Origin of the sequence: Thalassospira profundimaris WP0211 (assembly GCF_000300275.1) — a bacterium.
Classification (GTDB): domain Bacteria; phylum Pseudomonadota; class Alphaproteobacteria; order Rhodospirillales; family Thalassospiraceae; genus Thalassospira; species Thalassospira profundimaris.
This window is the reverse complement of record NZ_AMRN01000002.1, coordinates 387,761-410,084: the sequence shown is the minus strand read 5'-3', so window position 1 is coordinate 410,084 and position 22,324 is coordinate 387,761. Positions and strand designations below refer to the sequence as shown.

The 22,324-nt window shown below is 54.7% G+C and carries 19 protein-coding genes and 1 tRNA gene; 8 read left to right on the top strand and 12 right to left on the bottom strand.

All coding sequences use genetic code 11. The features are described from left to right. Positions 1-14: 14 nt before the first annotated feature. The 3 genes from TH2_RS06140 to TH2_RS06130 all read right to left on the bottom strand — a co-directional run bounded on the left by TH2_RS06140 (position 15) and on the right by TH2_RS06130 (position 3,238). Positions 15-1,190, bottom strand: coding sequence for a CmpA/NrtA family ABC transporter substrate-binding protein (locus TH2_RS06140; RefSeq protein ID WP_008889539.1), 1,176 nt, complete (start codon positions 1,188-1,190; stop codon positions 15-17). A gap of 3 nt (positions 1,191-1,193) precedes the next feature. Next, a complete protein-coding gene (locus tag TH2_RS06135; RefSeq protein WP_008889538.1) occupies positions 1,194-1,781 on the bottom strand; it encodes an ANTAR domain-containing response regulator in 588 nt (195 codons plus the stop codon). A 149-nt stretch (positions 1,782-1,930) separates the two neighbouring features. After that, positions 1,931-3,238: an MFS transporter gene (locus TH2_RS06130; RefSeq protein ID WP_238538665.1), complete on the bottom strand. Its 1,308-nt coding sequence runs from the start codon at positions 3,236-3,238 to the stop codon at positions 1,931-1,933. Positions 3,239-3,374: 136 nt separating this feature from the next. Here TH2_RS06130 and TH2_RS21470 point away from each other — a divergent pair, with 136 nt between their 5' ends. From TH2_RS21470 to TH2_RS06110, 5 genes are all read left to right on the top strand, one after another. After that, on the top strand, positions 3,375-3,695 hold the full coding sequence (locus TH2_RS21470; protein ID WP_167549069.1) for a hypothetical protein: 321 nt from the start codon (positions 3,375-3,377) through the stop codon (positions 3,693-3,695). A 318-nt stretch (positions 3,696-4,013) separates the two neighbouring features. Further along, positions 4,014-6,485 carry a nitrite reductase large subunit NirB gene (gene nirB, locus TH2_RS06125; protein WP_008889536.1) on the top strand — a complete coding sequence of 824 codons (2,472 nt, stop codon included), beginning with the start codon at positions 4,014-4,016 and terminating at the stop codon, positions 6,483-6,485. A 5-nt stretch (positions 6,486-6,490) separates the two neighbouring features. Next, the gene (gene nirD, locus TH2_RS06120; RefSeq protein ID WP_008889535.1) at positions 6,491-6,841 is read left to right on the top strand and encodes a nitrite reductase small subunit NirD; all 351 of its coding nucleotides are present in this window, start codon (positions 6,491-6,493) and stop codon (positions 6,839-6,841) included. After that, complete coding sequence (locus TH2_RS06115) at positions 6,831-9,539, top strand: nitrate reductase (RefSeq protein ID WP_008889534.1); 2,709 nt, start codon at positions 6,831-6,833, stop codon at positions 9,537-9,539. The genes nirD and TH2_RS06115 overlap by 11 nt, the downstream gene beginning before the upstream one ends. Next, positions 9,511-10,518: a precorrin-2 dehydrogenase/sirohydrochlorin ferrochelatase family protein gene (locus TH2_RS06110; RefSeq protein ID WP_008889533.1), complete on the top strand. Its 1,008-nt coding sequence runs from the start codon at positions 9,511-9,513 to the stop codon at positions 10,516-10,518. Before TH2_RS06115 ends, TH2_RS06110 begins: the two co-directional genes overlap by 29 nt. 534 nt (positions 10,519-11,052) lie before the next feature. Here the strand turns inward: TH2_RS06110 and TH2_RS06100 are convergent. Further along, positions 11,053-11,787, bottom strand: a complete 735-nt coding sequence (locus TH2_RS06100) for a Crp/Fnr family transcriptional regulator (protein WP_008889532.1) — start codon at positions 11,785-11,787, stop codon at positions 11,053-11,055. Positions 11,788-11,954: 167 nt separating this feature from the next. Here TH2_RS06100 and TH2_RS06095 point away from each other — a divergent pair, with 167 nt between their 5' ends. After that, complete coding sequence (locus TH2_RS06095) at positions 11,955-12,191, top strand: hypothetical protein (RefSeq protein ID WP_008889531.1); 237 nt, start codon at positions 11,955-11,957, stop codon at positions 12,189-12,191. Positions 12,192-12,246: 55 nt separating this feature from the next. Here the strand turns inward: TH2_RS06095 and TH2_RS06090 are convergent, their stop codons facing one another. From TH2_RS06090 to TH2_RS06075, 4 genes are all read right to left on the bottom strand, one after another. Further along, on the bottom strand, positions 12,247-13,107 hold the full coding sequence (locus TH2_RS06090) for a transglutaminase family protein (protein ID WP_008889530.1): 861 nt from the start codon (positions 13,105-13,107) through the stop codon (positions 12,247-12,249). A gap of 54 nt (positions 13,108-13,161) precedes the next feature. Next, positions 13,162-13,965: a transglutaminase-like domain-containing protein gene (locus TH2_RS06085; protein WP_008889529.1), complete on the bottom strand. Its 804-nt coding sequence runs from the start codon at positions 13,963-13,965 to the stop codon at positions 13,162-13,164. A gap of 55 nt (positions 13,966-14,020) precedes the next feature. Beyond that, complete coding sequence (locus TH2_RS06080; protein WP_202948994.1) at positions 14,021-14,356, bottom strand: hypothetical protein; 336 nt, start codon at positions 14,354-14,356, stop codon at positions 14,021-14,023. Positions 14,357-14,541: 185 nt separating this feature from the next. Next, positions 14,542-14,895, bottom strand: a complete 354-nt coding sequence (locus tag TH2_RS06075; protein WP_008889527.1) for a hypothetical protein — start codon at positions 14,893-14,895, stop codon at positions 14,542-14,544. Positions 14,896-15,446: 551 nt separating this feature from the next. On the opposite strand from TH2_RS06075, the gene TH2_RS06070 reads away from it, so the two are divergent. Then, a complete protein-coding gene (locus tag TH2_RS06070; protein WP_008889526.1) occupies positions 15,447-15,737 on the top strand; it encodes a hypothetical protein in 291 nt (96 codons plus the stop codon). Positions 15,738-15,871: 134 nt separating this feature from the next. Here the strand turns inward: TH2_RS06070 and TH2_RS06065 are convergent. The 4 genes from TH2_RS06065 to TH2_RS06050 form a co-directional block, all read right to left on the bottom strand. Continuing rightward, a tRNA-Ile gene (locus TH2_RS06065) sits at positions 15,872-15,945 on the bottom strand. A 106-nt stretch (positions 15,946-16,051) separates the two neighbouring features. After that, positions 16,052-18,133: an RNA polymerase sigma factor RpoD gene (rpoD, locus tag TH2_RS06060; protein WP_008889525.1), complete on the bottom strand. Its 2,082-nt coding sequence runs from the start codon at positions 18,131-18,133 to the stop codon at positions 16,052-16,054. Between the two features lie 116 nt (positions 18,134-18,249). After that, positions 18,250-20,139 carry a DNA primase gene (gene dnaG / locus TH2_RS06055; protein WP_008889524.1) on the bottom strand — a complete coding sequence of 630 codons (1,890 nt, stop codon included), beginning with the start codon at positions 20,137-20,139 and terminating at the stop codon, positions 18,250-18,252. A 159-nt stretch (positions 20,140-20,298) separates the two neighbouring features. Further along, positions 20,299-20,754 (bottom strand): GatB/YqeY domain-containing protein, encoded by a 456-nt coding sequence (locus TH2_RS06050; protein WP_008889523.1) that lies wholly within the window; start codon positions 20,752-20,754, stop codon positions 20,299-20,301. 368 nt (positions 20,755-21,122) lie between these two features. On the opposite strand from TH2_RS06050, the gene carA reads away from it, so the two are divergent. Beyond that, positions 21,123-22,289 carry a glutamine-hydrolyzing carbamoyl-phosphate synthase small subunit gene (carA, locus tag TH2_RS06045; RefSeq protein ID WP_008889522.1) on the top strand — a complete coding sequence of 389 codons (1,167 nt, stop codon included), beginning with the start codon at positions 21,123-21,125 and terminating at the stop codon, positions 22,287-22,289. Positions 22,290-22,324: the final 35 nt, after the last annotated feature.

Here is a 22,324-nt window from a genome sequence, read left to right as displayed (position 1 = left end):
ACCCACCTTTCTGCTCAGAACTCTGCCTTGAAAATCGTATCATCAAGGAATTGATCCATACCAACAAGTGATCGATCCGGCGCATCTGCGGCACCTTCGATGCGCCAGTCATCCTGCGGAACCAGAACATCCAGCCCGGCAACTGCCGTTCGATAAAGGTCCGGTCGGAAGACATCGGGAATGACGGCCTTAAGATCCGTGTCTTGGGGGATTTGTCGCCAACGCTTCATTTGTTCGCCAATCCAGCGCCCCTGTGACAACCAAGGGAAAGTCGCGGTGTATCGGTAAAAGACATGACGGTCAGGAAGATCTATCGGTGGTTCCCCCGGACGCAAAACCGGCTTACCGCTCAGCGATGCCTTCAGCACTTCAAACGGCGCGCCGACATTGGCCTCCTCAGACAGTATGTGGGCCAGCTCAACGCGGTTCCCCGGCTGGTCGGCCCATTCAGCAGCCCGGACAAGTGCACGCACAAGCGCAGAAACAAGTTCCGGATTGCTTTGCGCCCAGTCTTCCCGCAGACCAAGAACCTTCTCCGGGCTTCGTGACCAGATATCGTCCTTAAGCGCAACAATAACGCCATCACCGTGAAACACCGCCCGCTGGTTCCATGGTTCACCAACGCAATAACCATCCACCCAGCCATTACGCAGACTGTCAAACATGCGCGGCGGCGCGATCACGCCGATATTCACATCCATGTCCGGATCAATCCCGGCTGCCGCCATCCAGTAGCGAAGCTCATAGTTGTGGCTTGAGAACGGAAACACGGTGGCAAAGGACAGGATCGGGCGCCCTTCGGCCTTGTCTTCATCAATGACCTTTTTAAGCGCCCTGGCCGACCGCCCGCGCGGACCAAGCATCGCATTCGGGTCGGCCTCCAACATGCGCTGATAAAGTTGGGTAGAGACCGTAATCGCATTACCACCACGGCCCAACGCCATCGGCACGACGATATTTTGAACCGGCAGTCCGCCAAGCCCAAGCCGTGCGGCGATCGGAATTCCCGCCAAAAGGTGGGCTGCTTCAAACATGCCAAAGGAAAGCTTGTCACGAATGGCTGCCCATGACATTTCACGGACCAGTTCCAGATCGATATTCTCCTGCTGGGCAAACCCCATGGCACGCGCCACCACCGGAATGGCACAATCGACCAGTGGAACAAAACCGAGACGAACCTTGTTAGCCATCCATCAAAACTCCAACTGAAACGCCGTGATGACGCTTTGCGCGATTTCGTAAATCTTGCGATTTTGCTTCATGGCGTTTTTGCGCAACAGCGCATAAGAATCTTCTTCGGACAGACCTTTTTCTTTCATCAGGATGCCCTTGGCCCGTTCAATCAGTTTGCGTTCATTGAGCTTTGCCTGCGCTTCATCACGTTCGCGGCGCAGCTGATCAAAGACGTTGAACCGCGAAATCGCCATTTCGACAATCGGGCGAATGCGGTCCTGACGCAGGCCATCAACCACATAGGCACTTACACCTGCCGACACCGCCTCGTGGATCATGGATGCGTCACTTTGATCAACGAACATCGCAATCGGGCGCGCAATGGCGCGCGACACCTGAAACATCTGTTCAAGCGTATCGCGGTCGGGGTTTTCAAGATCGATGATGATGATGTCTGGCGCCAACGCCTGAATGCGCTCAACCAGATTATGGGACGTGCCGATACGGGCCACGCGGGTATAGCCGCTTTCAACCAGACCACGTTCGACAATCGCCGCACGGTCCGGATTTTCGTCAATCACCAGAATATTGAATTCTTCCAGCTTCACCAACTAACCCTAACTCCCTGACAGCCTGATATGGCTGCGCCTCTCTGAGATATTTTTTTATATGCTCCGTCCCGTTTACGGGTCCGGATTATTGGTTTCGGGATGCGGTTCCAACCGCATCCCGAGAAGATCATATCAAACAGCGTATCTTATTCAGCCGGAACCGGCTGCGCTGTACCCGAAGTTCCAAAACGTTCTGACTGTGCTGCATCGAAACGTGCCTTTTCTTCGGCCTGGGTTTCCGCCGAGAAACGCACCGCCAAAGCTGCAAACGAGCAGATGATCACAGCCAAACCGAGATACAGAAGACCTTCCTGATAGGTAAGTGCTTCGGACTTGAACAGGAAGCCCGCTGCGACCGCGCCAGCATTACCGCCCGCACCGACAATACCGGCAACAGAGCCAAGCGCCTTGCGGTTAACGAACGGCACAATCCCGAAGGTCGCACCTTCTGACATCTGAACAAACAGCGAGAAGACGATCATTACCGAAACGGCCACAACCAGTGCTTCCATCTGCGAGAAGGCAACAAGTGCGATGCCTTCGATGAACAGTGCCATGAACAGGAATTTCACACGACCCGAAAGACCACCTTTGGCAGCAAATTTGTCAGAGAACACACCGCCCAGCGTACGGGCAAAAATGTTCATCAAACCAAACAGACCGGCAATCATGCCAGCGCTTGCCAATGAAAGCTCAAACTTGTCGAAGAAATAGATCGCTGCAATGTTGTTGATCGTCAGTTCGACACCAAAGCAGGCGGCATACACCAGGAACAATGCCCAGACACGGTAATCGGAAACAGCAGCCATCATGCCCTTGGCGGCACCGGCAGTATCGTCTTCCGGCTTCAGCGCGCCACTTTTGCGCATGTCGGCATAGTTGCCTTCCGGGCAGTCGGTGGTGAAGACCCAGTACAGCACGGCAACAACCAGCATGATCGCACCCGGGAACACCATCGCCAGACGCCAGCCCATGGTTTCAGCCACGCCAAAACCAAGAACCATCGCAAGGATTGCTGGCATGACCATCTGGGTCACGCCACCGCCAAGGTTACCCCAGCCCGCCGTCGTGGCATTGGCCGTCCCGACAACGTTTGGCGCAAACATCATGGAGGTATGATACTGCGTGATGACAAAGGATGCGCCGATTGAGCCAATGGCCAGACGGGCAAGCAGGAAGGTTTCATAACTGTCGGCAAGACCGATCAGCATGACCGGAAGCGACCCCAGCACCAGAAGACCGGTATAAGTCTTGCGCGGGCCGATCTTGTCGCAAAGCGGTCCGATCAAAAGTCGGACCAGAACCGTAATCGCGACCGAGGCAATGATGGTACTGCCGATTTCGCTTTTGCTAAGACCCAGGTCATCGCGCACCAGCGGCATCAGCGGTGCGATCCCGAACCAACCAAAGAAGCACAGGAAGAATGAAAGCCAGGTAAGGTGGAAAGTACGCATCTGGACAGTCTTGAGACTGAATAGATTTATGCGTGTAGCCTTGTTCTTGATTTCCATGATCAGAAGCCCTTCGTTTAGGCCGCACAGCACTGAATGTCTGTTGTAAGCGACCGACGGTTTTTCCCCATGGGCCTAAATGCTTCATCTGGAAGATGTCTGCAGGCGGCCCGTCATTCGTATCGGAAAGGCTGCGCGGTCATCGCGCTGCAATTCCAAACGTCTGATCGTCCGCCGTTGGACGAAGAACTGTGAGCCACCCGTCATTGGGCCTGCTTTCGTCAAAGCTGCTCACACGAATTCCACATTGCAAACACCGCGCCAATTTTTCCGCGATGCGGGAAAAACGCACCAAACAGCTGATTTATGGGAATTTTATCTCACTGCATCTGCACAGAGAAATTTCGCAGAACTCAAAACGCCTGACAAATGCACAAAAAAAGATCACCATCATTTTTAACTGTTTATATTTTAATCACTCATAGCATTTCCATTGGTCACTGGTAAAACAGGAAGGTGAAAATATCAGATATTTTTCAAACGCTTATCAGATATTTTTCCGAAGTATAGTTTTTGGCATGCCACTTGAATATAGAGAGGCATGAGCGCGGGCAGTGTCGCCTGCGGCTCCGGCGAAATGCCGATCTCATATATATAGAATCCAACGACGGGTTCACCGGATAATGACGTCCGTTGCGAAATGCCTCTTTTGGGAGCAGGCCGCATCGGGCGTTTTTTTGTGCCAACTTCGCATCCCGCGACGAGGAGCCAGAGACAAATGAACCACGTCACTGCAGCATTAAGAACCGCAAAATCCCGCCTGGTTGTCATCGGCAACGGTATGGCTGGCATGCGCACCGTCGAAGAAATCCTGTCGCGCGCACCAGACAAATACGACATTACGGTTTTCGGTGCCGAACCGCGCGTGAACTATAACCGTATCATGCTCTCGCCGTTGCTTTCGGGCGAAAAGGACTTCGACGAAATCGTCATCAACACGCCCGAGTGGTACACGGAAAACAATATCTATCTTTATTCCGGCGACCCGGTGGTCAAGATTGACCGCGACCGCAAGGTGGTGATTTCCAAAAGCGGTACGGAAACCGAATATGACGAACTGCTGCTTGCCACCGGTTCCGATCCGATCATTATCCCGGTTCCGGGCCATAAGCTTGATGGTGTTGTGACATTCCGCGATGTCGATGATGTCGAGACCATGCTTGGTGCTGCTGCCAAGGGCGGCCCGGCGGTCATCGTCGGTGGCGGCCTTCTGGGCCTTGAAGCGGCCGTTGGCCTGCAATCGCGCGGCATGAATGTCACGGTTTTGCATCTGGCAGGCCATGTTATGGAACGCCAGCTTGACCCGTCGGCTGGTTATCTTCTGGCGCAAGAACTGGAACGTCGCGGCATCACGGTGATTACCGAGGCCGATACCGCCGAAATCGTTGGCAGTGAACATGTTACCGGCGTTCGCCTTAAAGACGGACGTATGATCCCGGCTGATCTGGTGGTTATGGCTGTTGGCATTCGCCCAAATGGGCGCCTTGCCGCAGACGCGGGTGTTGCAGTCGAACGCGGCATCGTGGTTGACGATGTCATGACCACCAGTGATCCGGCGATTTTTGCCGTTGGCGAATGTGTTCAGCATCGCGGTCAATGTTATGGCCTGGTCGCTCCGCTGTTTGAAATGGCCAAATCACTCGCCGATCACATGGCCGAAATCGAAACGGATGGCTATACCGGCTCAGTCACCTCGACCAAGCTTAAGGTGACAGGCGTCGATGTCTTTTCCGCAGGTGATTTTTCCGGCGGCGGCGAGACAGAGGAAATCGTTTTCCGCGATGCCGGTCGCGGCGTTTACAAGCGTATCGTGCTTGAAGACGGCAAGGTCAAGGGTGCGGTCCTGTATGGCGACACATCTGATGGCGGCTGGTATTTCCAGCTGATGAAGGATGGCGAAGATGTCACCGAACTGCGTGACACACTTGCCTTTGGTCAGGCATTTGCGGGGGGATCTTCTGGAAACCCTCTTGATGCCGTTGCAGCCCTGCCAGACGATGCAGAAATTTGTGGCTGTAACGGCGTTTGCAAAGGATCGATCGTTGCCGCCATCAGTGAAAAGAGCCTGACGACCCTTGATGAGGTCAAAGGCCATACCAAGGCATCGGCATCCTGCGGGTCATGCTCTGGCCTTGTTGAAAACCTGTTGGCTGCAACCCTTGGCGGCGACTATCAGGCCGCGACGGTCAAGCCGATCTGTACCTGCACCGATCATGATCATGACAGTGTCCGTCGTCTGATCATTGCCAAAAACCTGAAATCCATGCCGGCTGTCATGCAGGAACTGGAATGGAAGTCATCTGATGGCTGCCATGTTTGCCGTCCGGCTTTGAACTATTACCTGCTGGCTGCATGGCCGGGTGAATATGTTGATCATGGTGCATCGCGTTTTATCAACGAACGTGTACACGCCAACATCCAGAAAGACGGGACTTATTCGGTCATTCCGCGCATGTGGGGTGGCTTGACCAACCCGCGCGAACTGCGCGCCATCGCCGATGTCGCCGATAAATTCGAAATCCCGACCGTCAAGGTCACAGGTGGTCAGCGTATTGACCTTCTTGGGGTCAAGAAAGAAGACCTGCCAGCGGTCTGGGCCGACCTGAATTCGGCGGGCATGGTATCGGGTCATGCCTATGGCAAATCGCTTCGAACCGTCAAAAGCTGTGTTGGGCAGGAATGGTGTCGCTTTGGCACCCAGATGTCGATGGGCATGGCTGTCGAGCTGGAAAAAATGACCTGGGGATCATGGATGCCCCACAAGTTCAAAATGGCTGTTTCGGGCTGCCCACGTAACTGCGCGGAAGCCACGATCAAGGATTTTGGTGTTGTGGCAACCGATGGTGGCTGGGACCTTCATGTCGGCGGCAATGGCGGCATTCACGTCCGCGCAACCGACCTTCTGTGCAAGGTAACAACCGACGAAGAGGTCAAGGAATATTGCGGCGCCTTCATACAGCTATACCGTGAAGAGGCCCGCTATCTTGAACGCACCGCCCCCTGGATCGAGCGAGTTGGCCTGAAACATGTTCAGGAACGTGTTGTCGATGATGAAGACAATCGCAAAGCATTGTTTGATCGCTTCATGATCAGTCAGAAAACAGCGCAGATTGATCCATGGGCAGAGCGCGCCTCCGAAGGCGTTGATGCGCATGAATTCAATCCCCTTTCCATAATTGCAGCGGAGTAAGACAGATGAGCGATAATCTGACATGGGTAGAAGTTGGCCCTGCCTCTGCCATCCCGCAGCAGGGGGCCCGCACCTTGCAAACCGAAACCGATCGCATCGCGATTTTCCGAACACTTGATGATCAGGTCTTTGCCCTGCTCGACCGCTGCCCGCACAAACAGGGACCGCTGGCACAGGGCATCGTCCATGGTCATTTCGTGACCTGCCCGCTTCATAACATGGTGTTTTCACTTGAAACCGGTGAAGCCCAGGGCCCCGATGACGGGTGTGCCGCCAAAGTCGAATGTCAGGTCGTGAACGGCGTTGTGCGTGTTGGCCTGACAGAACTGCAAGCTGGATTGCGCCATGCAGGATGAGGTCAAAACAACCTGCCCCTATTGCGGTGTTGGCTGTGGCTTGATCATTTCACCAACCCGCGATGGATGGGCCGTCGGTGGCGATCCGGATCATCCGGCCAACTTTGGGCGGACATGCTCAAAGGGTGCCGCGCTGATCGATACTATTATGGCCGAGGAACAGCGCGATATTCGCCTGCTGGAACCCGAAGTCGATGGCAAGCAGGTCGCATGGAATGATGCGATTGGCGAAACGGCAAAGCGCCTGCGCGATACCATCGATCAACATGGTCCGAAATCGGTGGCATTTTATGTCTCGGGTCAACTTCTGACCGAGGATTACTATGTTGCCAACAAGCTGATCAAAGGCTTCATCGGATCGCCGCATATCGATACCAATTCCCGGCTGTGCATGGCCTCGACCGTTGTCGGGCATAAGCGGGCGTTTGGCGCTGACGTTGTGCCGGGCTGTTACGAGGATCTTGAAATCGCCGATCTGGTCATTCTGACCGGATCAAATCTGGCATGGTGTCACCCGGTGCTGAACCAGCGCCTGCGCGCGGCCAAGGAAAAGCACGGCACAAAGATCGTCGTGATTGATCCCAGGCGGACGGCAAGTTGCGATATTGCGGATCTGCACCTGCCGATCAAACCGGGCAGCGACGTTGCCCTGTTTAACGGGTTGCTGGCCTGGCTTGATCAAACCCGCAATACCGATCTTCGTTACGTGGCCCGTCATGTGACCGGCTACGAACACGCCGTGGCAGAAGCACGTGCTGACTGCCCCGATATCGAGACAACCGCAGAAAAATGCGGGCTCGACACCCATGAAAGCGCTGATGAACTCGGCTCGGGTCTGGGAAAACTGGAAACGTTCTTTAACTGGTTTGCTGCCTTTGAACGCACTGTCACGGTGTTCTCGCAAGGGGTAAACCAGTCCTCAAGCGGATCGGACAAGGTCAACTCGATCCTTAATTGCCATCTGGCAACAGGGCGCGTCGGAAAGCCGGGTTCAAGCCCGTTTTCCGTCACCGGCCAGCCCAATGCCATGGGCGGACGCGAAGTTGGCGGGCTTGCCAATCAGTTGGCCGCCCACATGAACCCCAATGACCCGACTGATGTTGATCGCGTGCGTCGGTTCTGGAAATCCGATGTTCTTGAACAGGGCGAAGGATACAAGGCGGTTGATATGTTCCGCGCCATTGAGCGGGGGGAAATCAAGGCCGTGTGGATCATGGCGACCAACCCAGCCGTCAGCCTTCCGGATTCCGATCGCGTCCGGCTTGCGCTGTCGCGCTGTCCTTTGGTGATTGTTTCGGACGTGGTGAACGATACCGATACATTGCGCCATGCCGACATCAAACTCCCCGCTGCTGGTTGGGCCGAAAAATCGGGCACGGTCACCAATTCCGAACGCCGCATTTCGCGCCAACGCCCGTTCCGAGAAACCCTTGGCAATGCCAAGCCAGACTGGTGGATCATGTCCGAAGTCGCCAAGGCCATGGGCTATGCCAAGGCGTTCAAATACAAGGACCCAAGCGACATCTTTGACGAGCACGCCGCCCTGTCGGAATTCGAAAATGATGGCACACGTGCCTTTGATATCGGCGCATGGCACAAGGCCAGAAAATCGGCCTATGACAGTATGGCACCGTTTCAATGGCCGGCATCGCGCAAATCTCAGCCGGCGAATGGCGCAACACGTCTTTATGGCGATGGCATCTTCACCACATCAAGTGGTCGCGCCAAGATGCTTGGCCTTACCCACAGCGGCCCGCAATCTCAAACCAGCCGGGAATATCCGCTGATTGCCAATAGCGGCCGTTACCGCGATCAATGGCACACCATGACGCGCACAGGTACTGCTGCCCGGCTCAGCGCGCATCGCCCCGAACCGTTGCTTGAAATTCACCCAAAGGATGCTGCGCTTTACGGCCTTGCTGATGGCGGGATCGCCCGGATCAGAAGCCCGCATGGCACTGCGTTGATGCGGGTGGCAATTACGGATGCACAAACACCAGGACAGGTTTTCGTTCCGATGCACTGGAACGATGTCTTCTCGGCCGCGGGTGGGATTGGTCGACTACAGCCCCCCAATGTTGACCCCCACTCCGGCCAACCCGAAAGCAAACATATTCCGGTCGCCCTCGAACCGTTTAGCGCCAAATGGCAGGGATTGCTGTTTTCAAGTACGCCGGTCGATCTTTCCAAACTGCCCTACTGGGTCGGTGCGACCGGACCGGGCAGCATGGTTTACGAAATCGCCGGTGATGCCACGATCCTGTTTAAATCCCTTTTGCCGATTACAGCAAGCAGGGACGTTGAGCAGATCATTGAATATTCCGACGCCAACAAGGGTGTCCATCGGTTTGCCCGCCTCGAGGGTGATCGCATTACCGCCGCGCTGTTTGTCGGCCCGGATCGTCCGGCACTTGGTCGTGACTGGGTTTCAAACCTGTTTGGTGCGGATGCCATCGCGCCGGTTGAACGCAACGCGCTTTTGGCTGGGCGGATGCCCGATGCCGGGGCGATCAATGATCGCCTGATTTGTTCGTGCTTCTCGGTTGGCTTGGCCGCAATCAGCAAAGCCATCTCTGAACAGAATGCCGTGACGGCGACCGATATCGGCCGCCTGCTTCAGGCCGGAACAGGATGCGGATCCTGCGTGCCGGAGATAAAGGAGATTCTCGATGACGTATTACCGCGCGCCGCAGAATAGCACTCTGTACGCCACGGCACCTCGGTCAACCACCGATCAGCCGGACGAAAAATTCGCCTACTTCCCGGCATTTGTGAAAGTGCAGGGCAAGAAGGTCGTTGTGCTTGGGGGCGGCGAAGTTGCCGCGGGCAAGCTCCGCCTTCTGCTGCGCAGTCACGCCGACATCACGGTAATTGCGCCTGAAGTGTGCGATGATGTTGCAAACATGCACAATACCGGTCAGATCACATGGGAACGTGCCCCGTTTGTCGATACCATGATTAATGGCGCGATCATGGTGTTTGACGCGACGGACAATCCCCACCTGACCAAGCGGGTCGAGGCGGCAACCAAACGACGCAACATCTTGCTCAATGTCGTCGACAAGACCGCGCATTGCGACTTCATTGTGCCCGCCATTCTTGATCGCGCGCCCATCATGATCACGATCTCGACGGGTGCCTGTGCCCCGGCACTGGCACGCATGCTACGCCAGCGGCTTGAAACCGTGTTCCCGGCAACCTTGTCAAACATTGCCAAAATCGCACGTGATGCCCGCGAAACAGTCGCCGCGCATTTAAGCGACAGCCTGTCTCGACAGCGCTTCTGGACCCGGTTTTTCCAAAACGCCTTGCGCGCGGACAACACCGGCAACGTCACGCCCGATGACCTCGCACATGAACTCCGCACCTTTGTCCCGCAAGGCAGCAGCGCAACCGTGCCGTCCGGCCAATCCTTGCAGGTCACAATCAACGCCGATAACGCCTATGACATCCCGCATGGCGTTGCCGGCAACATCGAAACAGCCGATATCATTTTCCACGACAAGAACGTGGCACCCGACATTCTTGCTCTGGCCCGCCGGGATGCGACCCTCATCAGCATGAGCACTTCCACCTCCCAACCATCAGGAATCACTTACAACCAACAGACATTGGGAAGGCAGATACAGTTCTTCACCCAACAAGGCATGAACGTCTTGCAGCTGTACCGAAATTGAACTCAGTCGACGCTACTTCCAGCAACCTCGACTTCCCTTCGCGTGACCGACATTCCCTCATTCTCACCGCGTTCAATTGCAAACCGATCAAACGCAGAAACCCTCAAAACACTCTCTTCAGTGTGAAGATCTCTTAAAACCCTCGCGCCATCTTGCAAGGCTGCACGATCAAAAACATCAGGATCAATGCCGATGACTCCGATCTCAATGGGCACACCCGAGTTAGGGGTATGATACAGGCGGGACTTAACCCGCCTGAAATCAAGCGGCTCGCTTCCTGACGACAACTCTTCTTCTATTTACAGGTGGCGAGACGCCCGAAACGCTTAAACGCAAAAAAGGCTACCTTGCCGACGCCAAAAACAATTGGAACTTCCTTACCCACTATGACCTATCAACAATAAAGACCAAGGGGCAGCTGTGTAACATGATCAAAGTGCGCCGCGCCATTTCCGAGGAAGAAGCCGTTGCTGACGTAGAAAAGTGGATGATTGGCAAGGATTTCTCGTAACCAACACGATTGGTCAGGATGACTTACGATACAAGAACGGGGCCAACCTGATCGAGGTATCCCATTTCGAATTCAGCAAGTTCGGTCAGTTTTTTCAAATCGTTGAACTGGACAACTCCCTTTTGGAAAGTGACCAAATTCTGTTCTCGCAGTTGGCGCAAAACGCGATTGATGTGGATGGCGCTAAGGCCAAGCGTATCGGCCAGTTGGTATTGCGATAAAGGACACGGATAACCGTGCGCATCACCGACACCGATTGATCTGAGCCGCGCACCAAGTTCCAGAAGAAAGTGCGCAGTTCTCTCAATCGCCGAGCGTCTGCCGATATTGACGAGATGCTCCACAACCATCGCCTCGTCGCAGGACACTGACCACAATATCGACATCGCCAAACGCGGTGCTGATGAGAAAGCTGACAACATGTCTTGCGCTTTGACTTCGCCAACCAGAACATCCGTTACCGCCTCAAAGCTATGGTCCGACGTGCGAAGCAACAAACTTCGCAACCCGAGGAAGTCACCGGGCACCTGAAAGTCAATAATCTGGCGCGCACCTTCGGGAAGCAACTTGTAGGACATCACCCAACCGTCCTGCAAAATGAAGGCACGATGCCCGCTTTGCCCTTCGTGAACGATTTCTCCACCTGCAGAAATCATCCGCGACGGACCAATCATTCTTGAAAGGGTATCGAGCTCCTGTTCTGTCAGGTCGATATAGTTTTTCAGTCGCTTTGAAACAGCCGCCGTCGAGGAAACCATCAAACCCGTCCTCACCATTGAATATCGGCGCCCCTCATTGTCGCACGGAAGTCAGCAACCCTGTTAAGACCAACCTGCCGATGCTGCGCCGGACCGAGGGGCGATAGGAAAAGCGGAACCTAAACCATGGCTTTGCGTGCCAAAGCGCACAGAAGAAAGGGCGCACCATGAACTCTTCTATGGATATCCAGGGATCTGCAGCGCTGTCGATTTGCGAGTCTACTCTAATATGCCTGGGCGATCTTGGAATTCTCAGCACGGAGGATATCGCCGGTATTCTTGAGGATGCGAGAGACGCACATAATCCCGCAACCGCAGGCACTCCATCCCAAACAGATCATCAGGCTGTCCACAGCCTGATCGACAGGATCATCAAGGGTGGGAATGCGCTGAAACTCAAATAGATCAAATTCGCTGGGTAGATTAGCAAAAAACAAGATCACTGAACTGGCGCGGGATTTAAGTGATGGAGACGGCAACGTTCATGTCAATAAGTGCGCCCCTGCCCCCTGTGAACTCACCGGCGACCGGAACGGCCTGCGTCATTTCACGAACCACGGCAACCGAAATAAGATTGCCCGATCCCACACTGCGGTTTGTCGGATCAAACGCAACCCAACCGGCACCAGGAAGAAAGACCTCCGCCCAGGCATGCGTTGAACCTGACCCATCTGATCCTCTTAAGCTGCTATCTGTATTTACCAGATACCCGGACACAATTCTTGCCCCGAAACCAAGGCAACGCGCAGCGGCAACGAACAAAACAGCAAAATCGCGACACGATCCTTCCTGATTGTTCAGCGTTTCCAGCGGGGTTTGTGTGCCTTCGCTCTCCCGCCTTCTGTAGGTCGTGCGTTGCGATATCCCGAAGCTAATGTCCTTTAACAAGGACAGCGTGTCTGTCGGGCTGCTGAAAATAAAACCATTCACCCAGTCTGATAATCGCCCGGTCGGATCCGGGTAATGCTGTGCTGTCAAAGCACCGAGATCAATCCATTCATCGTCTGAATATGAGAACGGAAAAGTACACGCCGCCGCCGAGATTGTAAAAACCGGCCATTGCGAAGCAGCCATCTCGATTTTGGACCGGCTTTCAATTTTAAGATAGTCGGTCTTGTCCTTGAAATTTGCTGTTGCGATCGCGTTGCCAGCAACATCATGAGTCCAGACCAACTCTGCGTCCGGGTTCATTGTGACCTCAAAGGACACCAGACGGGTATCGCGCGCCTCTCGTGGGCGGAGCATCAATCGATGCGGCCCAAGTAAAACCGGCCAGTGATAGCGGTAGATCGTTGAATGGACCAGATCAAGAGACAGCATAAGCTGGCCCCGCTATCTCTTGAGCGGTTTTTTGGAACCCATCATGAAAAAGCATCACAATTCTTCCGTCCAAACGCGGAAGTCTCGCAAAATGCTTTCGCCAAAGGTTTGCAGCAATGGCACATCGGCCGCATCCCGTCCTCTGGCGATCAATACACGACCGACCCGCGGGGAATTGTTTCTGGGATCGAATACCCACCATCGGCCAGAAAGGTAAACCTCCATCCATGCCGCAAAATCGCCGCTCGGATGGGGCAATGGTTCTCCGATATCACTGAGATATCCGGTGCAGTAACGCGCCGGAATATTCATGCAGCGACACAGTGCGATGGCAAGATGCGTGAAATCCCGGCAAACGCCGCGTCGCTCCTTAAGCGCCTCTGATGCGGTCCGTGTCGCACGTGCATCAAGATATCCAAACGTGATGTGATCGTAGACGAAATCACATATCACCTGAACCCTTTCCGAACCCGGCGGTGTGCGTTCAAAAAGTCGCCACGCTTCGTTTGACAGCAGGTCCGTATCGCAATAGCGACTGCCAAGAAGGTAAATGATCGTATCAGATGGCAAATCCTCGACCGCATGCTGTTTGGCATCCCGGCATGGCTCATCCTCGGTCCCGTCATCGAAGATAACGCCGTCTGATTGCAAGACGAATTTACCGACCGGCGCAGTCCAACGCGTACAGATGTTGCCAAACCCGTCGACATAACGTGTTTGCGCCAGTTCCGGTACTGTCTGCAGGCGGTCGTCGCCCTCAAGATCATGAACGCGGGAGTGATGAACATTTAGCAGCGCGATCATTGGTGTGATTTGCTGCAATTGATACTGGAAATAATATCCAATGCTTAAACGCATTTAAGGTGTCCTGACCGAGTTGAGTGGGACAAAGCAACAGCCTTGCAAAGCGTCCTCAAGATAGTGAGAGCTTCGCAAGGGCCTCGGCTGCAAGGGCATGCTCGCGGTCGTGATAGTGCCCGCGAAAAACGCCATCCACACTGATTTCCCAGATGTTGTTCTTTTTGATCAACTGCACACGATCAACCCGACCGCCGCGCTCGATACGCTGTGCATAGGGTGCATGGACAAAGTCGACACCGCCCTGTTGCCTGACCGACGTATTCTTGCTCAGCGCGGATTTGTCACGGTCTGTCAGGCCTTTCGCCTCAAGCAACATCACAGCGCGAATGAAATCTTCGGCATATTCGTCTGTTTCTTTGTGGTCATGCTCATGAGGCGCCCGCGACATCGGCACAACAAACCTGTCTTGCAGATGCTCAACAAATCGCGGATCGCTTCGCGACATGTAAGCGATAAGCGATTGCAAAATCCTCTCATGGGCAAGAACCCGCCGCTCCAAGGATGTCGCCTCAGGCGGCAAAGGAGAGGCCCTTCTCTCGTCTGACACTATCTTTGTCTCCTTGGGTTTTGCAATTATGACAACTCCGGCTCAAGCGCTTTGACGCAAGCCTGTGCAAGATCGCGGTTTGGAATATCGGTGCCTGGCATCGTTGCCCAGCCGGCTTCCATCAGGGCTTCTCTTTGCTGATAACTTGAAGCCCCCCGGATCGTTTCGAGTTTTGCCGCACGATTTAAATCCGCACTCGCCTTGGCAACACAAACAGGCACCAACGCGGCGATCACTTTGTCATCGGACATTGTCTCTGACATCTGACGCGCGTCACCGCCCGTCACCCAGCCGCCCCAGGTAAAGCCGACAACCGTTGCCAAAGCCGCACCGGAAACCGCACCAAGAACATAAGGCTTCAACCAATCGGGATAGTTCATAATCTTGTCCTCCAAAAGGGCAGATAAAGGGCTCAAATGTCTGGATTGTTTCGCGCAAAGAGGGCTTGATAAAACACGGCTCTTTGCTTTTCGAAGCACGCATAACGACGCGAACGAACATGCGTCGCGATTTTTCAAATGATTGGAAAATTACGGATTGATACAGCGATCAAATCGGCGCCTGCCAGCAACCCGCAGGCAGAGACCGGCCTTGATTTTAATCCAAGCCGACCGGTTACGAGATGCGATCCAACATCGCAGAACATTTAATGAAGACTACTCTTTTACACCGATTGTGTGCCTGCGGAGCTAACCTCGGTTAGTTTTGGCAAAATGCTCCGTCTGCAATTGAAAGAAATCCGTTCAGATGCGAGATCGATTTTGGCAAAGCCGAGCAGCCCTTCTTTCTGCGCGCCAAATAGCGTTATGAACGCTCAACTAATCCACATTAGCTCCGCCGCGCACAGCTTGATCCATAATGTCAACCACATGGCATTTCGCCAGGGCAGTTAAATCAGGCTTCTTGCCAAAGATCGAACACCGACATTTGCATGGATTGGTCTATCATTATGGAAAACTATCCAAACGGCCTCGACACACGATACGACAGGTTTCTGCAAACAAGGATCGGTGCAGGTTTGAACGGAACGCCTGTTACAACACTTTCAATGTTGGCCAGACTTGGGCTGGATCCATGGCAAGTCGCGCGCGACCTCAGCGCGATGTCAAAAGAAACCGCTTGGGCAACACTTGAAAAAGTAATGATCAGTTTCGCAGACCTGACGCACTCAGCTAAGAATCGTCAGAACATTGTAACGGGCTTGATCGCGTCCTTGCACTAAATGACATATTCCGGTCCGACGGCACAAATTCTGTGACCGGCATGTTTATCGAACCCTGCGATATCAGACTAATTCTTGCACGAGGATTGAAAGCGATGGAGCAGTGAGTACGCTCTGTAATCACTGCTCCACGGTAGGCCCGGAGGGACTTGAACCCCCAACCAGACCGTTATGAGCGGTCGGCTCTAACCAATTGAGCTACGGGCCCCCAAGACAAAAGTCCGGGTAAAGAAAAGACCGCACCGGTGGTCCGGTGCGGTCCCGAAAACTAGCGATTTTCCGGCCAAGGTCAAGCCCGAACGTCGCGTAATTTCTTAATAATCGAGGAACGAACGCAGTTTGCGCGAGCGCGACGGATGCTTGAGCTTGCGCAGCGCTTTTGCTTCGATCTGACGGATACGTTCGCGGGTCACGGAGAACTGCTGACCAACCTCTTCGAGGGTGTGGTCGGTGTTCATGCCAATCCCGAAACGCATACGCAGAACACGTTCTTCACGCGGGGTGAGCGATGCCAGAACGCGCGTGGTGGTTTCACGCAGGTTGGCCTGGATCGCAGCATCAAGCGGCTGAACGGCGTTCTTGTCTTCGATGAAATCGCCAAGATGGCTGTCTTCCTCGTCCCCGATCGGGGTTTCGAGCGAGATCGGCTCCTTGGCAATTTTCAGAACCTTGCGGACCTTCTCAAGCGGCATCTGCAGTTTTTCTGCCAGCTCTTCCGGGGTCGGCTCACGGCCGATTTCATGCAACATCTGGCGCGAGGTACGGACCAGCTTGTTGATGGTCTCTATCATGTGAACCGGAATACGGATGGTGCGCGCCTGATCGGCGATCGAACGCGTGATCGCCTGACGGATCCACCAGGTCGCATAGGTCGAGAACTTGTACCCGCGGCGGTATTCGAATTTATCCACCGCCTTCATCAGGCCAATGTTGCCTTCCTGAATCAGGTCAAGGAACTGAAGTCCGCGGTTGGTGTATTTCTTGGCGATCGAGATCACGAGACGCAGGTTGGCCTCGATCATTTCCTTTTTCGCACGACCGGCTTCGCGTTCGCCCTTGTTGACCACGCCGTAAACGCGGCGGAATTCGCCAACCGGCAAACCGACCTCGGCCGAAACACCGCCGATGCCTTCGCGCAGACTTGCGATTTCTTCGGAATAGCGTTCAACAAAGGTTTTCCAGCCTTTGCCCGGCAAGCCGCCAACGCGTTCCATCCAGTTCGGGTCAAGTTCATGGCCCTGATACTGTTTGATGAAATCGGGGCGTTTGATCTTGCAACGGTCGGCAAAGCGCAGAAGCTTGCCTTCAAGGCCGAGCAAACGGTTGTTCAAACCAGTCAGGTGATCGAGAAGTTCCTCAATGCGGAAGTTGTTCAGGTGAACATCTTCCATCAGGTCAACCATCTCGTTCTTGAGCTTGTTATAGCGCTTTTCGGTCGCGGCCGGAACGGCCTCGCCCTTGTTCATTGCCACCAGACGCTGTTCCTGCGCCTTGTGCAATTTCTCATAGGTCTTGGCGATGAGTTCGAACTTCTCGAGAACCTGCTCGGTCAGTTCCTCTTCCATTTTGGAAAGCGAAACGTTGACCTGTTCGTTCTCGTCATCGTCGTCATCATCGTCGCCGTCAGCGCCGGCCTCACCCTCTTCATCCTCGGACTTTTCAGACTCGTCGTCCTCTTCGTCCTCGTCTTCTTCGGCCTCATCGGTGAGGCCGGCCGGGGTTTCGGTCTCGGCTTCTTCGTCATCGTCGTCATTGGCCGACTCGAAGCTTTCGACATCTGCCTCTGCATCGACGTCGGTATCTTCTTCGTCTTCACCTTCGGCCGCGGCAATTTCCGCTTCCGGGCCACCGCCATAGGTGGTTTCAAGGTCAATGACGTCACGCAGCAAAAGTTCGCCAGCCTGAAGCTGGTCATGCCAGTTCACAATCGCACGAATGGTCAGCGGGCTTTCGCAAATCCCGCCAATCATCATGTCGCGACCGGCTTCGATACGTTTGGCAATGGCGATTTCGCCTTCGCGCGACAGCAGTTCAACACTGCCCATTTCGCGCAGATACATGCGCACCGGATCATCGGTCCGGCCAACATCATCTTCGGAGATGTTGCCACGCGGATCAGCATCGGAATCGTCGTTGTCGTCATTGTCGTCGGCTTCATCGCCATCGATGACATTGATGCCCATCTCGTTGAGATTGCTCATCACGTCTTCGATCTGCTCCGAGGAGAAATGCTCGGATGGCAGGGCCGCGTTCAACTCATCGACCGAGATGTGGCCCTTCTCCTTGCCCTTGGCAATGAGCTTTTTTATGGCCGACTTATATGTATCGAGAAGAGGTCCGTCTGCGTTTTCAGAAGAGTTCTTTTTCTCTTCAGCGTTCGAAGTCTTAGACGACATCTATTCCCCGTTTCCCGCTGGGTACGTTCGTACCGTTGTTGTCCCAAGCGCCGTGTCTTTCAGCGCAAATCACAAATAGCCCGATCGCTGATCCAGACCACACACGTGATCAATGATCAGTCGTCGAGCTTAAACACTTTCTCCCGGCGTCGGGCCAGATCCTCTCGTCTGTGAGAAAATCTTTCCCATTCCTCCTCGCTGGTATCTGCTGCCAACTGTCGGACGGCGTATTTTGCCTCTTCGTCCTCCAGGGAGCTTACAGCCATGGAAAAAACCTGTTTCCAACCCGTCAGGGCCCGTTCGAGCGGCGTTTCGGGCTTGGCGAAAGCGGCGTGCGCAATAACATCGGCACTCACCACCCGCAAAACTGTCTCTGACAGCCCGTCGCGCTCCAATTGGGCCTTGATCGTTTCGCAATCAAGTCCAGGATCATCGTCAAGCAGCTTTAAGACGGCCCGACGAAGATTGTCAAGCGCGGAGTCTGCACAACTATAGATTCCCAGCTGTTCACCAATCTCATCATGCAAGGCAGGATGGTTGATCAATGTCAGCAAAAGAATGGAGTCTTGCAGGTCACGCTTCTTTTGCATGGGCGGTCGCGACATGCCCGGAACCGCTTTACCGGCCGGACCCCAGAAATGGTCATTTTTTCCCCGTTTGCCACCCCATCCGGATTTTTTATTTTGGAAATTGCCCGAATTTCCCGACCGGTTTGCGGGCTTTCCGCCCCGATCTCCCTTGAACAGCTTCCAGATACGATCGCGGAAAAACGAATTGTATTGCGACCGCACTGCTTCATCGGCAATCACGGAAATGCGTTGATTTATCGTCGCCTCAAGGGCTGCACGACGTTCCGGGGTATCAATCTTGTGCGTGCCCGCATCCATGCGCCAGACAAGCTCGGCCAACGGCACGGCATGCTCGATGATCTTGCGGAAACTGTTAAAGCCATCCGGGGCCGCCATCAGGCTGTCCGGGTCTTCGCCCTCGGGCAGGATCGAAAACAGCAATGACTTGCCCGGGCGCAAAATCGGCAGTGCGCGTTCGGCGGCACGCACCGCTGCGCGCTTGCCGGCAACATCGCCATCCAGACACAGGATCGGCTCGTTGGTCATTTTCCAAAGCTCGCCAATCTGTTCTTCGGTCACCGCAGTGCCAAGTGGCGCCACCGCCCCGCGAAAGCCCGCACGGTGCAGGGCAATCACATCCATATAGCCTTCGGTAACAATGATCGGCGCATCCTGTTGCGATGCTTCTCGGGCCTGCGGCAAACCATATAACAACCGCCCCTTGTGAAACAGCGGTGTATCCGGGCTGTTGAGGTATTTCGGCTTGCCATCACCCATGACGCGCCCGCCAAAGGCCACCACCCGTCCACGCCGATCCAGGATCGGGAACATGACCCGGCCCCGGAAGCGGTCGTAGCTTTGCCGGTTGCCATCTTCGGGCTCGATCAGAAGCCCGGCCTCGATCATCAGTTTTTCATCGATGTCTTCGCGCTTGAGCGCTGCCTTCAGCGCCCCCCGGCTGTCCGGGGCATAGCCCAGCCGGAAGTCGGATATCGTTTTGTCATCGAGCCCGCGCTGATGGAAGTAATCAAGCCCTTCCTTGCCTTCGGGCATGCGCAACATGCGTTCGAAAAACGCACAGGCTGCCTCCATGACCTCGTAAAGGGTTTTGGCCTTCTGTTCGCGTTCCTGGGCTTCGCGGGACTGTTTGGGGACTTCCATGCCGACCTGATTGGCCAGCACCTCAACCGCCTCGATAAAAGTCAGGCCACGGGTATTCATCACAAAGCTGATGACATCGCCATGCGCGCCACAACCAAAGCAATGATAGAAACCCTTTTGCTCATTGACCGTAAAGGACGGGGATTTTTCAGAATGGAACGGGCACAGCCCGGAATATTCCCGGCCGCGTTTGATCAGCTTCACCGATGTACCGACGACATCCGCCAGTCCCACCCGCGCCCGCAGGTCGTCTAGAAACGACTGGGGAAAGCTCATGTGTGCCCCGTTCCCGTAATGTCACAGCAGTGTGCTGCAACTCTGTTGATTGTCCCTGCCCCGGTTGACCTGATTGATGTGATTATTGTCCGATCCCGGGACGACGAAAGCCGGACGATTTTACACGCCCGGCTTTCAAATGACATAGTCCTGTTGCGATTAACCCAACAGTTTTTTGGCGACACCACCGGCTTTGCCGAAATCCATCGTGCCGCTGTATTTTTCACGCAGAGCTGCCATGGTGCGGCCCATATCCTTAAGGCAGGTCGCACCAATTTCCGAAACAGTGCCACGCACGGCGTCTTCGATTTCTTCATCGGACAGCTGGGCCGGCAGGAACTTTTCGATGACCTCGATCTCGGAGGCTTCCTGTTCGGCCAGTTCCGGGCGATTGCCTTTGGTGTACATTTCAATGCTTTCGCGGCGCTGTTTTACCATCGCCTGAAGCAGATTGATGATTTCATCATCTGAAATGCCATCGGTGTTGCCGTCGCTCCGTGCGGCGATATCGCGTTCCTTCAGTGCCGCCAGAATAAGGCGCACGGTGGTTACGGAGCAGGCATCCTTGGCAAGGACGGCCTTTTTCAAAGCGTCGTTAAGCTGCGATCGCAGCATGGCTCATCTCTGATTCTGTGGAAGAAAGGAGCGAACATACCGCAAAACGGCATTTGACGCAAAGAAAACGTTAACGCGTAAGTTATTGATTTTATTGTAAAAATAAAAGTTTAGATGCGTCCTTGACATGCCATGGCGACTCCCGTAGACATCCGCCAATTTGCCTGCCGGGATCACGCTTTGCCCCGCTTTCCGCAACCCCTTGCTGACGCTTTTGCGCTGTCGGCATACCTTGCTGGAAACCACTTGGCACGTCTGCATGGCCGGTATGCAGGTTAACAGCAGCCGTTTTTGTCGGCCTGCGCAGAATTATTATATATAAAAAGAATCCGTGTTTCACCGTGGAAAGATCGAAAGGACATTTGCCAATGTCAGCGCCCACGCACACCCCGCCCCCTGGTGCTTCTGCCGTTCTGGTTCTCGCAGATGGTTCAGTTTTTTGGGGACGCGGCGTCGGGGCCCGAGGAGAGGTCGTTGGTGAAGTCTGCTTCAACACGTCGATCACGGGCTATCAGGAAATCATGACCGACCCTTCCTATGCCGGTCAGATGATCACCTTTACCTTCCCCCATATCGGCAATGTCGGCACCAACGACGAAGATATTGAAAACGCCACACCGGTCGCCCTTGGCTGCATCCTGCGCCAGGACATTACCGAGCCGTCAAACTACCGCGCCCAGAAACATTTCAACGACTGGCTGGCTGCACATGGCCGGATCGGGATCGCCGGTGTGGATACCCGCCGCCTGACCAAACGCATCCGGACCGAAGGCGCGCCAAACGGTGTGATCTGCCACAGCGAAGATGGCAGTTTTGATATCGAAGCCCTGATCGCCAAGGCCAATGACTGGCCGGGCCTTGAAGGCATGGACCTTGCCAAGGACAACAGCTGCACCACCGGTTACGACTGGGACGAAGCGCTTTGGACCCGCGAAGGCGGATACGGCAAGGTTGGCAATGCCAAGCACCATGTCGTTGCCATCGATTACGGTGTAAAGCGCAACATCCTGCGCAACCTGGCAAGTCTTGATTGCAAGGTCTCGGTTGTTCCGGCCACCACCTCGGCCGATGAAATCCTTGCGATGAACCCGGATGGGATTTTCCTGTCCAACGGCCCGGGCGATCCGGCCGCCACGGGTGAATATGCGGTTCCGACCATCAAGACCCTGATCGAAAGCGGCAAGCCGGTATTCGGGATTTGCCTGGGTCATCAGATGATGGCGCTCGCGCTTGGTGCGAAAACCATGAAAATGGATGTCGGCCATCGTGGTGCCAACCACCCGGTCAAGGACACGACCACGGGTGTTGTTGAAATCACATCCCAAAACCATGGCTTTGTCGTCGACAAGGACAGCCTGCCCGCAAACGTCGAAGCAACGCACTTCTCGCTGTTTGATGGTTCCCTTGCTGGTCTGCGCCTGAAAGACAAGCCGGTCTTCGCTGTTCAGTACCACCCCGAAGCATCGCCGGGGCCGCATGACAGCCACTACCTGTTCAAACGTTTCGTTGGTCTGATCGAGGACGCCAAAGGCTGATCCCCGGATCAGGACACGCCCGAGATTACGCGATT